The 14,868-nt window shown below is 75.5% G+C and carries 8 protein-coding genes; 7 read left to right on the top strand and 1 reads right to left on the bottom strand.

The window, feature by feature from the left end:
* Positions 1–52: 52 nt before the first annotated feature.
* From BJ999_RS24330 to BJ999_RS24315, 4 genes are all read left to right on the top strand, one after another.
* Entirely contained in the window at positions 53–694 is a 642-nt protein-coding gene (locus BJ999_RS24330; RefSeq protein ID WP_229810753.1) for a response regulator, read from the top strand.
* A gap of 84 nt (positions 695–778) precedes the next feature.
* Positions 779–1,264: a flavin reductase family protein gene (locus tag BJ999_RS24325; protein WP_179835428.1), complete on the top strand. Its 486-nt coding sequence runs from the start codon at positions 779–781 to the stop codon at positions 1,262–1,264.
* 1 nt (position 1,265) lies between these two features.
* On the top strand, positions 1,266–2,810 hold the full coding sequence (locus BJ999_RS24320; protein ID WP_229810752.1) for an acyl-CoA carboxylase subunit beta: 1,545 nt from the start codon (positions 1,266–1,268) through the stop codon (positions 2,808–2,810).
* Between the two features lie 28 nt (positions 2,811–2,838).
* The gene (locus BJ999_RS24315; protein WP_179835426.1) at positions 2,839–3,057 is read left to right on the top strand and encodes a hypothetical protein; all 219 of its coding nucleotides are present in this window, start codon (positions 2,839–2,841) and stop codon (positions 3,055–3,057) included.
* Here the strand turns inward: BJ999_RS24315 and BJ999_RS24310 are convergent.
* On the bottom strand, positions 3,008–4,048 hold the full coding sequence (locus BJ999_RS24310; protein ID WP_179835425.1) for a ketoacyl-ACP synthase III family protein: 1,041 nt from the start codon (positions 4,046–4,048) through the stop codon (positions 3,008–3,010). The two genes, BJ999_RS24315 and BJ999_RS24310, sit on opposite strands and share 50 nt — an antisense overlap.
* Positions 4,049–4,225: 177 nt before the next feature.
* Between BJ999_RS24310 and BJ999_RS24305 the strand changes: the two genes are divergently transcribed.
* From BJ999_RS24305 to BJ999_RS24295, 3 genes are read left to right on the top strand one after another with little or no spacing between them, the layout of a single operon-like run.
* On the top strand, positions 4,226–5,221 hold the full coding sequence (locus BJ999_RS24305; protein WP_179835424.1) for an acyltransferase domain-containing protein: 996 nt from the start codon (positions 4,226–4,228) through the stop codon (positions 5,219–5,221).
* 57 nt (positions 5,222–5,278) lie between these two features.
* Positions 5,279–14,083, top strand: coding sequence for a type I polyketide synthase (locus BJ999_RS24300; RefSeq protein WP_179835423.1), 8,805 nt, complete (start codon positions 5,279–5,281; stop codon positions 14,081–14,083).
* Entirely contained in the window at positions 14,080–14,859 is a 780-nt protein-coding gene (locus tag BJ999_RS24295) for an SDR family NAD(P)-dependent oxidoreductase (protein WP_179835422.1), read from the top strand. The genes BJ999_RS24300 and BJ999_RS24295 overlap by 4 nt, the downstream gene beginning before the upstream one ends.
* Positions 14,860–14,868 lie beyond the last annotated feature (9 nt).

Here is a 14,868-nt window from a genome sequence, read left to right as displayed (position 1 = left end):
TGAAGCGCCGCCCTCGCCCGGAACGCGAGCCCGCCGCATTCCGGGGGCGGTCTTGACGCTGCGGACCATTCTGATCGTCGACAGCCACACCCTCGTCCGGCAGGGCGTGCGGGAGATCCTCGAAGAGGACGACCGTCTGAAGGTGGTCGGCGAGGCGGGCAACGGCGACGAGGCCCTGACGGTCGTCGCCGACCTGCGGCCCGACGTCGTCCTGCTGGAGGTCGGGGGTTCCGGCCAGGACCCCGTCACCACGGTGCGGCGCATCCGGCGGCACTCGCCGGCCACCAAGGTCATCATCCTCAGCATGCAGGAGGGGCCCGAACTGCTGCGCGCGCTTCTGGAGGCGGGCATCCGCGGCTACCTGCTGAAGACGGTGTCGCGCAACGAACTGGTCGCGGCGATCCAGGCGGTGGAGGACCCCGAGCGCATCGTGCTCAGCGTCTCGCGGCGCAGCCTGCCCGAGGACGACGGGGCGCAGCCGGTCCAGCTGACCGAGCGGGAGCGGCAGGTGCTCGAACTCACCGCGCGGGCGCTGACCAACCGGCAGATCGCGAACCGGCTCTCGCTCACCGAGGCCACGGTCAAGCGCCACCTGCGCAACATCTTCGCCAAGCTCGGCGCGGGATCGCGGCTCGACGCGGTCAACCGCGCGGCCCTCGCGGGGCTCATCGATCCGCCCCGCACCAAGCCCTAGAGGCGGGCTCTGACGGGACGCGAACCGGGCTCGACGCGGGCGGCCTACGTTGTCGGCGACCGTTCGCCCAGCGGAGGGAGCGCCGTGCTTCGCCAGATCCAGCCCGTGGAGGCCAGCGAGTTCCGCTCGGTGATGCGCGGCTTCGCCACGGGAGTGACGGTGGCCGCCGCCGACTCGGGGGACGGCCCCACCGGAACGACGATGAACTCGTTCACCTCGGTCTCGCTGGAACCGCCGCTCGTCCTGTTCTGCATCGGGTGCGGTTCGCGGACGTGGCCGGTGGTGGAACGGGCGGGCTGTTTCGCGGTGAGCTTCCTGTGCGCCGACCAGGAACCCCTCGCGCGCCGGTTCGCGGCGCCCGGCGTGGACCGGTTCGCCGGGCAGGAGGTCGTGACCGCGGCGACCGGATCGCCCGTGCTCGCCGAGGCGGCGGGCTTCGTCGACTGCCGGATGGTGGACGCCGCCGAGCTCGGCGACCACCGCGTGGTCGTGGGGCTGGTGGTGGCGGCGGGCTGCCTCCGGGACGCCAAACCGCTGGTCTTCGCCGACGGAGGTTATGGAAGTGTCTGAGATGCGGGATCGCGTGGCCCGGCTGGAGGCCGAGCGCCGGGCCGCCGCCGAGGTCGGCGGCGACAGGGCCACGCAGGCGCAGAAGTCCAAGGGGAAGCTGACCGTGCGCGAACGGCTCGACCTGCTGTTCGACGAGGGCACCTTCACCGAGATCGAGACGTTCCGGCGGCACCGCGCGCAGGGCTTCGGCATGGAGCGCAGGCGCCCGCCGACGGACGGGGTCGTCGTCGGCTGGGGCCTGGTCGGGGGACGGCGGGTGTTCGCCTACGCCCACGACTTCCGCGTCTTCGGCGGCAGCCTCGGCGAGGCGCACGCCGGCAAGATCCACAAGATCATGGATCTGGCGGCCAGGGCGGGCGCTCCGCTGGTCGGGCTGTGCGACGGGGCGGGCGCCCGCATCCAGGAGGGCGTGACCGCGCTCGCCGGGTACGGCGGCATCTTCCGGCGCAACGTCCGCAACTCCGGAGTGATCCCGCAGATCAGCGTGATGCTGGGCCCGTGCGCGGGCGGGGCGGCGTACTCGCCGTCGCTCACCGACTTCGTCTTCATGGTGCGCGACACCGCGCAGATGTTCATCACCGGCCCGGACGTGGTGGGCGCCGTCACCGGCGAGACGATCACCCATGAGGAGCTGGGCGGCGCCGAGGTGCACGCGTCGCGGACCGGCGTGGCCGAGGCGATGTACGAGGACGAAGAGGAGTGCCTCGCCGACGTGCGGCACCTGCTGACGCTGCTGCCGGCCGACAACACCCGGTTCGCGCCCGAGCAGCCCACCGACGACCCGCCGGACCGGCCCTGCCCGGCGCTGCGCGACATGGTGCCCGTCGATCCCAAGACCGCCTACGACGTGCGCGCGGTCATCGAGGAGATCGTCGACGACGGCGAGACGTTCGAGATCCACGAGATGTGGGGCACCACCGTGGTGTGCGCGTTCGTCCGGTTCGCGGGCAGGGTCACCGGGGTGGTGGCCAACCAGCCCGCGGAGACGGCCGGGGTCCTGGACATCACGGCCGCGGAGAAGGCGTCCCGGTTCGTCCAGTTCTGCGACGCGTTCAACATTCCGCTCGTGACGCTGGTCGACGTTCCGGGCTTCCTGCCCGGGGTCGACCAGGAGCACGGGGGGATCATCCGGCACGGCGCCAAGCTGCTCTACGCCTACTGCGACGCGACCGTGCCCCGCGTGCAGCTCGTCCTGCGCAAGGCGTACGGCGGCGCCTACATCGTGATGGACTCGCGGTCGATCGGCGCGGACGTGTCCCTCGCCTGGCCGACGAACGAGATCGCCGTGATGGGCGCCGAGGCCGCCGTGAACGTGGTGTACCGGCGGGAGATCGCCGCCGCCGACGACCCCGAGGCCGAGCGCCGCGCCCGGGTCGAGGACTACCGGCGGGAGCTGATGGGTCCCTTCCACGCCGCCGAGCGCGGCCTGGTGGACGAGGTGATCGACCCGGCCGAGACGCGCGCCCGGATCGTCGACGCGCTGGACATGCTCGCCGACAAGTACGTGCCCCGTCCCGGCCGCAAGCACGGGAACCAGCCGCAGTGAGCACCGTCCGGTGGGGGAGCGGGCAGCGATGAGCGCCGACTTCGAGATCGTGAAGGGTCGTCTGGACGAGCGGGAGCTGGCGGCGCTCGTCGCCGTGCTCGTGGAGCACGGGGCGCACGAGGGCCCCGGCGGGAAGGAGGCCGCCGCTCCGCGGGAGGCGGAGCGGCGGCCCGGGCCGCGCTGGGACTCCGAGGGACTCAGCCCGCCGCGTCCCGCGTCCGCTCCACGACGGCCGCGGAGTAGGTGAAGCCCGCGCCGACCCCGGCGAGCAGGCACCGCTGCCCGGGTGCGAGGCGGCCGGACGCGACGAGCTCGCCGAGCCCGGCGATCTGGTCCCCGGCGCCGAGGTGGCCGATCCGGCGCCCCCAGTCCCAGGTCGTGCGCTCCCGCTCGATCCCGAGCGGCTCGAAGAACTGCACGTTCATCTTCGGCAGGCCCAGATGGGGCAGGACGAACCAGTCCACGTCGGCCTGCTTGACGCCGGCCTCGGACAGGGCGTCCTCGACGGCGCGCGCCTGCCCCTCCTGCAGCCGCCGCAGGACCTCGGCGAACCCGAGTTCGGAGACCGCCTGTTCGCGCGGCGTCTCGGCGTCGATCGGGCGGGCCGCCTCCAGCGGCGCGTCCGCGAACGGCCGCGCGCCCCGGCCGAGCCTCTCCAGGTCCGGGTCCGAGACGGAGACCGCGCTGCGCAGCCTGAGGGCGCCCCGCCCGTCCCGCGGAGTCCCGCCGCGCGACAGGACCATCGCGGTGCCGCCGTCGCCGCAGATCGTTCCCGGGTCCGTGCGCCAGCGGTCGAAGCCCGGCGGGGCGAACCGGTCGCCGGTGGACACCAGCGCCCCGCGGCCCCCGGGTCTCGACGCCAGGAACGCGGCGGCCAGCTCGATCGCCGCCATGCCGCCGTTGGACTGCTGGTTCACCTCGACGGCGGGGCAGGTGTTGCCGACCGCCTCGCGCTGCACGTAGGAGGCGGCCGCCCACAGGTCGTGGCCCTGGTAGTGGACGCTGGCGTGCAGGATCAGCTCGATGTCGGACGGCTTCGCGCCGGCGTCCGAGAGGGCGCGCCGCGCGGCGGCCGCGGCCATGTCCGGTGGGGCCTCCTCCGCGACGCACACGGCTTCGATGCCGGTGCGCCAGACGTCCTTGCGGGCGCACAGGCCCCGTGCCTCCGCGTCCGCGATCTCGATCGCGTCGGGCAGGTGACGGCCGATTCCCGTCACGTAGATGTCCTCGTACTCCATGCCGCGAGGATCGCAACCGCCCGTCAGGAAGCTGTCGAGGACAGGTCGTCCCGGCCCTCCCGCACCGCCGAGCCCGAATGACCCTAGGCCGAGCCTCGACGCGGGCGGCCTAGACATGGGGGCATGACTCGGGCAGATGGAAGGACAGGGGCGGGTGGCATGACAGGGACAGGCGGCATGACAGGCGACCGCTCCGCCGGCGCCGGACGCCCGCTGCCGATCGCGCTGCTGATCCCCGGCCAGGGGGCGCAGCATCCGCGGATGGCGGCGTCCCTGTACGGCGCCGTCCCCTCCTTCACCCGCACGATGGACGAGGCGTTCGAGCTCATGGGGCCGCGCGGTCCGCACGTGCGCGCGCAGTGGCTCGCCGAGCGGCCGCCGCCGGAGTTCGACGACGTCACGGTGGCGCAGCCGCTGCTGTACGCGGTCGGGTACGCGCTCGGGCGGACGCTGGTGGACCGATGCGGGCGGCCGGACGCGCTGCTCGGCCACTCGGCCGGCGAGATGGTGGCCGGCGCGCTCGCCGAGGTTTTCGACTTCGCCGACGGCATGCGGCTGATGATGGAGCGGCTCCCGGAGCTGGCCGCGACCGAGCCGGGCGGGATGCTCGCGGTGGCGGCCTCGGTGCGGGACGTGGAGCCCCTGCTCGGCGGGGACGTCCACCTGGCGGCCGTCAACGCGCCCCGGCAGTTGCTGCTCGCCGGGGCGGAGGCGCCGCTCCGGCGGGCCATGTCCCGGCTCCGGGCCGACGGGAGGACGGTCCGGCGCGTCCCCGCCCGGCAGGCCTTCCACAGTCCGCTCGTGGAGGCGGCGTCCGCCCAGGCCGGTGACCGCTGGACCGGCGTCACCCTGCGGCCGCCCGCCGTGCGGCTCTACTCGGCCTACGACGCCGCGCCGCTGACCGCCGAGCGGGCGTGCGACCCGTCCTTCTGGATCGGGCAGCCGGCCCGGACCGTCCGTTTCGCCGGGGCGCTGGACCGGCTCCTGGACGACGGCGACCATCTGCTCGTGGAGACCGGCCCGGGGCAGAGCCTCACGATGCTCGCCCGCCGCCATCCCCGAGTCGCGGCCGGCCGCAGCCAGGTGATCGCGATGTCGCCCGACCGCCGCGGCGACGGCGCCGAGCGCGACGCCGTGCGGTCGGCGACCGAACGGGTGCTGACGCGCCGTTGACCCCGGGGCCCGCCGCCGGGCCCGATCTCGCCAGACGTCGGAGGAGCTGGAACCGCAATGAGCACCCCCATCGCCGTCATCGGCATGTCCGCCCGCGTCCCCGGGGGCCCGGGCCTGGAGGAGTTCTGGTCGCTGCTGTGGCGGGGCGACGAGGCGATCCGCCCGGCCCCCGAGGGCCGCGAGGGCGCGCCCGGCCGCGGCGGCTTCCTCGACCGGGTGGACGGCTTCGACGCCGCGTTCTTCGGGATCCCGTCGCGGGAGGCCGCCGAACTCGACCCGCAGCAGCGCCTGATGCTCGAACTCACCTGGGAGGCGCTGGAGGACGCCCGCGTCCTGCCCGCCTCGCTGCGCGGGGGCCGCACGGGCGTCTTCGTCGGCGCGATGGCCGATGACTACGGGCTCCTCCAGGCCCGCAGGGGCGACGCCGAAGCGTCGCCTTTCACGCTGACCGGAACGCGCCGCGGCTTCATCTCCGGACGCGTGTCGCACGTGTTCGGCCTGCGCGGCCCCAGTGTCACCGTCGACACCGCCCAGTCGTCCTCCCTGGTGGCGGTGTACCAGGCGGCGCAGAGCCTGCGGGACGGCGACTGCGAGCTGGCCGTCGCGGGCGGCGTGCAGGTGAACCTGGCGCGGGAGAGCCACGAGGCGCTGCGGGAGCTGGGCGCGCTGTCACCGGACGGGCATTGCCGTCCCTTCGACGCGCAGGCCAACGGCTTCGTGCGCGGCGAGGGCGGGGGCGCGGTCGTGCTCAAGCCGCTCGACGCGGCGCTGCGCGACGGCGACCGCGTGCACTGCGTGATCATCGGCGGCGCGGTCAACAACGACGGCGCCACGCCCGGTCTGACCGCGCCCAGTGCCGAGGCGCAGGAAGAGGTCCTGCGGCTCGCCTGCGAGCGGGCCGGCGTGGATCCTGGCGCGGTCCGGTACGTGGAGCTGCACGGCACCGGGACGCGGCGCGGCGACCCGGTGGAGGCGGCCGCGCTGGGCCGGGTGCTCGGCGCCGCTCGTCCGCCGGACGAGCCGCTGCTGGTGGGGTCGGTGAAGTCGAACATCGGCCATCTGGAAGCCGCGGCCGGGATCGCCGGGCTCGTCAAGACGGCCGCCGGACTGTCGCGCGGGCGGCTCCCCGGGACGCCGAACTTCGCCGCCCCCAACCCCGAGATCGACCTCGCGGGCCTGAACCTGCGGGTCCACGACCGTCCCGGCGACTGGCCGGGCGGGGAGCGGGTCGCGGGCGTCTCGGCGTTCGGCCTCGGCGGCTCCAACTGCCACCTCGTCCTCGCCGGGCCGCCCCGCGCCGGCGCCGGGGACGCCTCCGCATCGGCGCCGTCCCGCGGGCCAGTCCCGTGGGTGGTGAGCGGACGATCCGAGCGGGCGCTGCGCGCCCAGGCCGGGAGGCTCGCCGACCTGGCCGAGACGGGACCCGACCCGCGGGACGTCGGCTGCGCGCTCGCGCTCTCGCGGACCGCGTTCGAGCACGGCGCCGTCGTGACCGGCGACCACCTGGCGGGCCTGCGCGCCCTCGCGGCGGGGCGCGACGCGCCCGGTGCCGTCCGGGTCAGGCGGCGCGACGGCCGCACCGCACTGGTGTTCCCGGGCCAGGGCGTGCAGCGCGCGGGCATGGGCCGCGACCTGTACGAGACGTATCCGGCGTTCGCGCGGGCGCTCGACGAGGTCGGCGCCGCGCTGGAGCCGGCGATCGGCGCTCCGATCACCGAGGCGATGTGGAACGACCGGCAGGAGCGCCAGGAGCTGGTGCAGCCCGCCGTGTTCGCGGTCGAGGTCGCGCTCTTCCGCCTGCTGGAGTCGTGGGGCGTCCGGCCCGAGGCCGTCGCGGGCCACTCCCTCGGCGAGATCACCGCCGCGCATGTCGCCGGGGTGCTCCCGCTCGCCGACGCGGCGCAGTTCGTCGCGGCGCGGGGACGGCTGTTCGCAGGGCTGCCGCCCGGCCTCGCGGTCGCGGTCGAGGCGGGCGAGGACGAGGCCCGCGCCGCGCTCGCGGACCGTCCGGACCACGCCGACGTCGCCGCCGTGAACGGCCCCCGCTCGGTGGTGATCTCGGGGGAGGAGGCGGTCGTGACCGCGGTCGCCGAGCGCTTCGCCGGTTCCGGGCGGCGCACGAAGCGGCTGCGCATCGGACGCGCCGTCCATTCGCCGCTCGTCGAACCGCTGCTGGACGACCTGCGCTCCGTGGCCGCCGGGCTCGACTGGCGGCGGCCGGACGGGGGACCGGCCGTCGTCTCCTCGGTGACGGGCACGCGGACGGACGCCGACCGGCTCGCGGACCCCGGGCACTGGGCCGCCAACGCGCGCAGGACCGTCCGGTTCGGCGAGGCCCTCAGGACGCTGCACGCCCTGGGCGCGCGGCGGTTCGTGGAGGCCGGCCCGGGCACCGCGCTCACCGACCTGCTGCCGGCGAACGTCCCCGATCCCGCCGTGACCGCCCTGCCCTGCATGCCCGGTGAGCAGGACGAGGTGCAGGGCGTGGTGACGGCCCTGGCCGGTGTCCACCTGGCCGGTGGCCGGGTCGCCTGGCGCGCCTTCTTCGGGACGGGCGCCCGCACGGTCGATCTGCCGACGTACGCGTTCCAGCGCGACCGGCACTGGCTCGACACCGCCGACGACGAAGCGGCTCCGGCGGGGCCGGACGCCGACACCCGGCGGCTGGTGGCCGAGACCCTCGAACAGGTGCTCGGGACCGGCGCGGAGGCCGGCCCCGACGTGCCGTTCCGCGAACTGGGCGTCGACTCGCGGATGGCCGTCGTGATCCGCGACCGCCTCGCGGCCGCCCTCGGCCGGGACCTGCCCGGTTCCCTGCTCTTCGACCACCCCACCGCCGCGGAACTGGCCGACGCCCTGCGGACGGAACCCGCGGCCCGTTCCGCCGCGCCCCGTCCCGCCGTCGCCCGGCCCGGGCAGCGCGACGCGGCCGGCGAGCGGGAGGACGACATCGCGGTCGTCGCGATGGGCTGCCGCTATCCGGGCGGCGTGCGCTCGCCGGAGGATCTCTGGCGGCTGGTGGACGCCGGAACCGACGCGATCGGGCCGTTCCCGGACGACCGGGACTGGGATCTCGACGAGCTGCGGGAGGGCCCCGCCATGGGCGGGTTCCTCGACGGCGCCGCCGAGTTCGACGCCGCGTTCTTCGGGATCTCGCCGCGCGAGGCCGCGGGGATCGACCCGCAGCAGCGCCTGCTGCTGGAGACCGCGTGGGAGGCGTTCGAGCGGGCCGGGCTGGACCGTGAAACCCTGCGCGGCAGCCGTACCGGCGTCTTCGTCGGCGCCACCGCGCAGGACTACGGTCCGCGCCTGGCCGAACCCGAGGACGGCACCCGCGGCCACCGGCTCACCGGCACCACCCCCAGCGTCGCCTCCGGACGCATCGCCTACGTCCTCGGCCTTCGCGGTCCCGCCGTCACCGTCGACACCGCGTGCTCGGCGTCCCTGGTCAGCGTGCACATGGCCGCGCAGGCGATCCGGCAGGGCGAGTGCGACACCGCGCTCGCCGGAGGCGTGACGGTACTGGCGACCCCCGGCATGTTCCTGGACTTCGGCCGCCAGCAGGGGCTCGCCGCCGACGGCCGCTGCAAGGCGTTCTCCGCCGACGCCGACGGGACGGCCTGGGCCGAGGGCGCCGGGCTGGTCGTCCTGCAGCGCCTGGGCGACGCCCGGCGGGCGGGACGTCCCGTCCTGGCCGTCCTGCGCGGCAGCGCCGTCAACCAGGACGGGGCCAGCAACGGGCTCACCGCCCCGAACGGCACCGCCCAGGAGCAGGTCATCCGCGACGCGCTGGACCGCGCCGGTATCGGCCCCGCCGACGTGGACGCCGTCGAGGCGCACGGAACCGGGACCGCGCTGGGCGACCCGATCGAGGCGGGCGCCCTGGCCCGCACCTACGGCGCCGCCCGCGCCGGAGGCGACCCGGTCCGGCTGGGCTCGCTCAAGTCCAACATCGGGCACGCGCAGGCGGCCGCGGGCGTCGGCGGCCTGATCAAGATGGTGGAGGCGCTGCGCGCCGGGCGGCTGCCCCGCACGCTGCACCTGCGCGCGCCGTCCCCGCACGTCGACTGGGACGCCAGCGGCCTGGCCCTGCTGACCGAGCCGGTGCCGTGGCCGCGCGCGGACCGCCCCCGCCGCGCCGCCGTCTCCTCGTTCGGCATCAGCGGCACCAACGCGCACGTCATCGTCGAGGAGGCCGGGCCCCTCGGACAGCAGGACCGGCCCGCCGGAGAGCCGGACCGTCCCGCCCCCTTCGCGCTGCCGCTGTCGGCGCGCACCGACACGGCGCTGCGCGCGCAGGCCGGACGGGCCCGCGAGTTCATGGCCGCGCATCCGGAGGAGCATCTGGCCGACATCGCCCGGACGCTGGCGGCCCGCACGCCGATGCGGTGGCGCGCCGCCGTGGTCGGGGACACCCGCGACGACCTCATGGACGGCCTGGAGACGCTGGCGGGCGAGGGCAAGGTGCCGGCGGCCGTGCGCGGCTACCGGTCGCCCGCCCTGGTCCGGGCCCAGGCGCGCGACGCCTCCGATCCGGTGTTCGTGTTCCCCGGCCAGGGGGCGCAGTGGCGGGGCATGGCCCTGGAGCTGCTGCGCGAGTCCCCGGTGTTCCGCGAGCGGATGGCCGAGTGCGAGCGGGCCCTGTCGGAGCACTGCGACTGGTCGCTCGCGGACGTGCTGGAGAACGACCCGCTGGACAGGGTGGACGTCGTCCAGCCGGCGCTGTTCGCCGTCATGGTGTCGCTCGCCCGCCTGTGGGAGTCGGCCGGGGTGCGTCCGGGGGCGGTGGTCGGGCACTCGCAGGGCGAGATCGCGGCGGCCTGCGTGTCCGGGGCCCTGTCGCTGGACGACGCCGCCAAGGTGGTGTGCCTGCGCAGCCGGGCGCTGCGGAAGGTCGCGGGCAGCGGCGGCATGGCCTCGGTGCCGCTGCCCGCCGATGAGATCGAACTGCCCGGCCGGGTGTGGACGGCGGCGGTGAACGGGCCGTCCTCCACCGTCGTCGCCGGGGACGCCGGCGCGCTCGACGATTTCGTCGCCCGGCTCCAGGACGAGGGCGTCGACGCCCGGTGCGTGGACGTGGACTACGCCTCCCACACCGAGGCGATGGAACCGATGCGCGACCCGCTCCTCGCCGACCTGGCCGGGCTCGCGCCGGCCGCCCCGGACGTCCCGCTGTGGTCCACGCTGACCGGCGGGCCGCTCGACCGGACGATGGACGAGCACTACTGGTTCGACAACATCCGCGGAACCGTGCGGTTCCGGGACGCGGTGCGCGGGCTCGTCGACGCCGGGCATACGCGGTTCGTCGAGGTCAGCCCTCATCCCGTGCTGGCCCGCGCGATCGCCGGCACGGCGGGCGACGGGGAGGTGACCGTCCTCGGCACGCTGAGGCGCGACGACGGCGGGCTCGCGCAGTTCCTCACCTGCGTCGCCGCCGCCTACGTCGACGGGATGCCGGTGGACTTTGGCGCGTTCGTCCCCGAGGGCCGGATCGTGCCGATGCCGACCTACGCGTTCGAGCCCCAGCGGTACTGGCGGTCCGCCGGGACCGGGGGCGCGGCGGGCGTCGCGGGCGCGGCGAAGGCCGGGCATCCGCTGCTGGACGTCGAGGTGGAACTGCCCGGCGGCGGGCTCCTGCGCACCGGCCGGCTGTCCGTCGCGCGGCACCCGTGGCTCGCCGACCACGAGGTCGCCGGGGCGATCCTGCTGCCGGGGACCGCCCAGGTCGAGATGGCCTGTTCGGCGGGCGCGCGGGTCGGCCACGGGCGCCTGCGCGAGCTGGTGCTGGAACGCCCGCTGACCGTTCCCGCCTCCGAGGAGGTCGAGGTCCGGCTGCTGGCCGGCGCGGACCTGTCGGTCGTCATCGAGTCGCGTCCCGGCGACGGGGGCGACTGGACGCGGCACGCCACCGGAAGCCTGGAGGACGACGCCGAGCCCGCGGGGCGCGCCGAGGAGTGGCCGCCGCCCGGCGCGGAACCGGTGTCCCTGGACGGCGCCTACGACAGGCTCGCCGAACGCGGCTACGCCTACGGCCCGGCCTTCCGCGGTCTGCGCCGTGCCTGGCGGGACGGTGACGACGTCTACGCCGAGGTCGTCTCCGAGCAGGACCGGGGCGCGCACCGCGTCCATCCCGCGCTGCTGGACGCGGCCCTGCACCCGCTGCTCCTGCCCGGTGAGGGACCGCCGGAGGTGCCGTTCGTCTGGAAGGGCGTCACCTGCCGTCCCGCCGACACGTCCGCGCTGCGCGTGCGGCTGAGCCGCGACGGCGACGGGACGGTCAGGCTGGAGGCAGCCGACGCCGAAGGACGCATGGTCGCCGCCGTCGAGTCGCTCGACCTGCGGCCGCTCGCCGAGGACGCGTCCGGCGACCTTTATGGGACTCACTGGCGTGAGGTGACGGACGAGCCGGACGGCGACGCGTCCGAGGTGCACGTCGTGCGCGTCCCCGACCTGGACGGCCTCATGCCAGACGACGCTCACCGCGCCGCACGTGCCGTCCTGGAAGAGCTCCAGAAGACCCCGGATTCCGACGCCGTCGTCGTCATCACCAGGAACGCGCAACGCGTCCTCCCGGGCGACGAGGTTTCAGGGCTGCCCCAGGCGGTGGTGACCGGGCTCGCGCGCTCGGTCCGCGCCGAACGGCAGGGCCGCCTCGTCCTGATCGACGGAGACGGCGACCGGCTCTCCGAACAGGCACTGCCCAAGGCGCTCGCGACCGGGGAATCCGAACTGGCGGTCAGGCGGGGCCGCTTGTACGCGCCCCGGCTGGCCCGGCCCGGCGACGACGACCTCACCCCGCCGGACGGGACCGCCTGGCGGCTGGACGTCACCCGCCGGGGCTCGCTGCGCGACCTGGCGCTCGTCCCCGCCCCCGAGGCCGGAAGGCCGCTCGGCGAGGGCGAGGTCCGCATCGCCGTCCGCGCGTCGGGACTCAACTTCCGCGACATCGCCGTCGCCCTGCGCCTGGTCTCCACCGAGCGGACCATGGGCAGCGAAGGAGCCGGGATCGTCACCGAGACCGGACCCGGCGTCACCGCGCTCCGCCCGGGGGACCGGGTCACGGGCGTGTTCGAGCGGTCCCACGGTCCCGTCGCGGTCGCCGACGCCCGCCAGGTCGTCCCGATGCCGCCCGGCTGGACGTTCACTCGCGCCGCGTCGGTGCCGATCGTCTTCGCCACCGCCTACCAGTGCCTGGTCGAGATCGCCGAGCTGCGGCGCGGGGAGAGCGTGCTGATCCACGCGGCGACCGGCGGTGTGGGACTGGCCGCCCTCCACCTCGCGCGGCACCTGGGCGCCGAGGTGTACGCCACCGCCGGCCCGCGCAAGCAGCACGTCCTGCGCGGGCTCGGCCTCGACGACGACCACATCGCCTCCTCGCGCGACGTGGCGTTCGAGGAGCGGTTCCGGGGACGCGTCGACGTCGTCCTCAACTCGCTGGCCCGCGAGACCGTGGACGCCTCGCTGCGCGTGCTGCGCCCCGGCGGCCGCTTCGTGGAGATCGGCAAGACCGACCTCCGCGACCCCGGCGCGGTGGAGGCCGAACACCCCCAGGTGCGGTACGCCGCGTACGACCTGCTCAGCGTCGAGCCCGAACGGGTCGGCGAGGTCCTGCGGACCGTGCTCGCCCTGCACGAGGACGGCGCGCTGCGGCCCCTCCCGCTCCAGGTCCACGACGTGCGGCGGGCGCCCGAGGCGCTGCGGACCCTTCGGCACGCCGAGCACATCGGCAAGCTCGTCCTGGCCGTCCCGCCCCCGGCGCCCTTCGCGCCCGGCGGAACGGTCCTCATCACCGGCGGCACGGGGACGCTGGGCGCCCTGCTGGCGCGGCACCTCGTCCGCGAGCACGGCGTGCGCAGGCTCGTCCTGGCGGGCCGCCGCGGACGCTCCGCCGACGTCGTCCCCGCGCTCGAAGCCGAGTTGACCGCCCTCGGCGCCGAGGTCGCCTTCCCCGCCTGCGACACCGCCGACCGCGACGCCGTGGCCCGCCTGCTGTCCGAGCACCCGCCGGCCGCCGTGGTGCACGCCGCCGGGGTCCTGGACGACGGCCTGGCCGCGACGCTGACGGGTGAACGCCTGGACGCCGTCCTGAGCCCCAAGGTGGATGCCGCCTGGCACCTGCACGAGCTGACCCGGGAGATGGACCTGACGGCGTTCGTGACGTTCTCCTCGGCGGTCGGCGTGCTCGGCGCGCCCGGGCAGTCCAACTACGCCGCCGCCAACACCTGGCTGGACGCCCTGGCGCAGCGGCGGCGCGCCGAGGGCCTGCCCGCAGTCTCGCTCTCCTGGGGCCTGTGGGACGAGCGCGGCGGCATGACCGGGCACCTGTCGGACGACCAGGTCGGCAGGCTGCGCCGCACGGGGATCGCGCCGCTGCCCGCCGAACGCGGGCTCGCCCTGTTCGACGCGGCGCTGCGGGCGTCGCGCGACCACCTGGTCCCGGTGAACCTGGACGTCCGCGAGGTGCGGCCGGGCACCGTCCCGATGCTCGCCGACCTCGTCGGCGACGAACCCGAGCCCGCCCGGCCGGAGGAGGCGTCGGGCGACGGCCTGGCCGAGCGCGTGCGCGGCGTGTCCGGCGACGACCTGGAACGCGTCCTGACCGCGGCCGTGTGCGACACCGCCGGGGAGATCCTCGGGTACCCCGAGCCCGGCGGCGTCGGACCGGACGACGCGTTCAAGGAACTCGGCTTCGACTCCCTGCTCAGCGTGGACCTGCGCAACCGCGTCAACCGCGAGCTGGGGATCGAGCTGCCGACCACCGCGGTCATGGACAACCCGACCCCCGCCGAACTGGCCGGGGTCATCCGGGCGGCCCTGCCGCCCGGGCAACCGGACGCCGATGGGAAGGAGAAGGGACGATGAGCGAGCAGCGCGACCGCCACGCCTTCGTGAGCGGGGCGACCAGCGGCATCGGCCGCGCGGTCGCCGAGCGGCTGGCCGGCGAGGGCGCGCGGGTGTTCATCTGCGCGCGCGACGCCGACGCCGTCGCCGGAACGATCAAGGAGCTGCGGGACGCGGGCGGCGACGTGGACGGCGCCCCCTGCGACGTCCGCGACGCCGGCCAGGTCCGTTCCGTGGTCGAGGAGGCCAACGCGGCGGGACGGGTCAACGTCCTGGTCAACAACGTCGGCCGGGGCGGCGGCGGGCAGACCGCCGAGATCCCCGACGAACTGTGGGACGACGTCATCGCCACCAACCTGACCAGCGTCTTCCGCGTGACGCGCGCGTTCCTGGCGTCCGGTCTCAAGGACGCCGGGTGGGGACGCGTCATCAACATCGCGTCCACGGCGGGCAAGCAGGGCGTCGTCCTCGGAGCGCCGTACTCGGCGTCCAAGCACGGCGTCGTCGGCTTCACCAAGGCGCTCGGCCTGGAACTGGCCAAGAGCGGCGTCACCGTCAACGCCGTCTGCCCCGGCTACGTCGAGACGCCCATGGCGGAGAACATCCGGCGCGGCTACGCCGACTACTGGGACGTCACCGAGGGCGAGGTGCTGGCCCGGTTCGAGGCGAAGATCCCGCTGGGCCGCTACACCACGCCCGAGGAGGTCGCCGCGATGGTCGCCTACCTGGCCGGTCCCGACACCGGCGCGGTCACGGCCCAGGCGATCAACGTCTGCGGCGGGCTCGGCAACTTCTGAGGAGCGGCG

It is taken from the genome of Actinomadura citrea (assembly GCF_013409045.1).
Classification (GTDB): Bacteria; Actinomycetota; Actinomycetes; order Streptosporangiales; family Streptosporangiaceae; genus Spirillospora; species Spirillospora citrea.
This window is presented reverse-complemented; position numbering and strand designations above follow the sequence as displayed.

Excerpts from the sequence above, each read along its gene's own strand:
- BJ999_RS24320 (WP_229810752.1), top strand. The coding sequence starts at position 1,266 with ATGCGGGATCGCGTGGCCCGGCTGGAGGCCGAGCGCCGGGCCGCCGCC.
- BJ999_RS24315 (WP_179835426.1), top strand. The coding sequence starts at position 2,839 with ATGAGCGCCGACTTCGAGATCGTGAAGGGTCGTCTGGACGAGCGGGAG.
- BJ999_RS24310 (WP_179835425.1), bottom strand. The coding sequence starts at position 4,048 with ATGGAGTACGAGGACATCTACGTGACGGGAATCGGCCGTCACCTGCCC.
- BJ999_RS24305 (WP_179835424.1), top strand. The coding sequence starts at position 4,226 with ATGACAGGCGACCGCTCCGCCGGCGCCGGACGCCCGCTGCCGATCGCG.
- BJ999_RS24300 (WP_179835423.1), top strand. The coding sequence starts at position 5,279 with ATGAGCACCCCCATCGCCGTCATCGGCATGTCCGCCCGCGTCCCCGGG.
- BJ999_RS24295 (WP_179835422.1), top strand. The coding sequence starts at position 14,080 with ATGAGCGAGCAGCGCGACCGCCACGCCTTCGTGAGCGGGGCGACCAGC.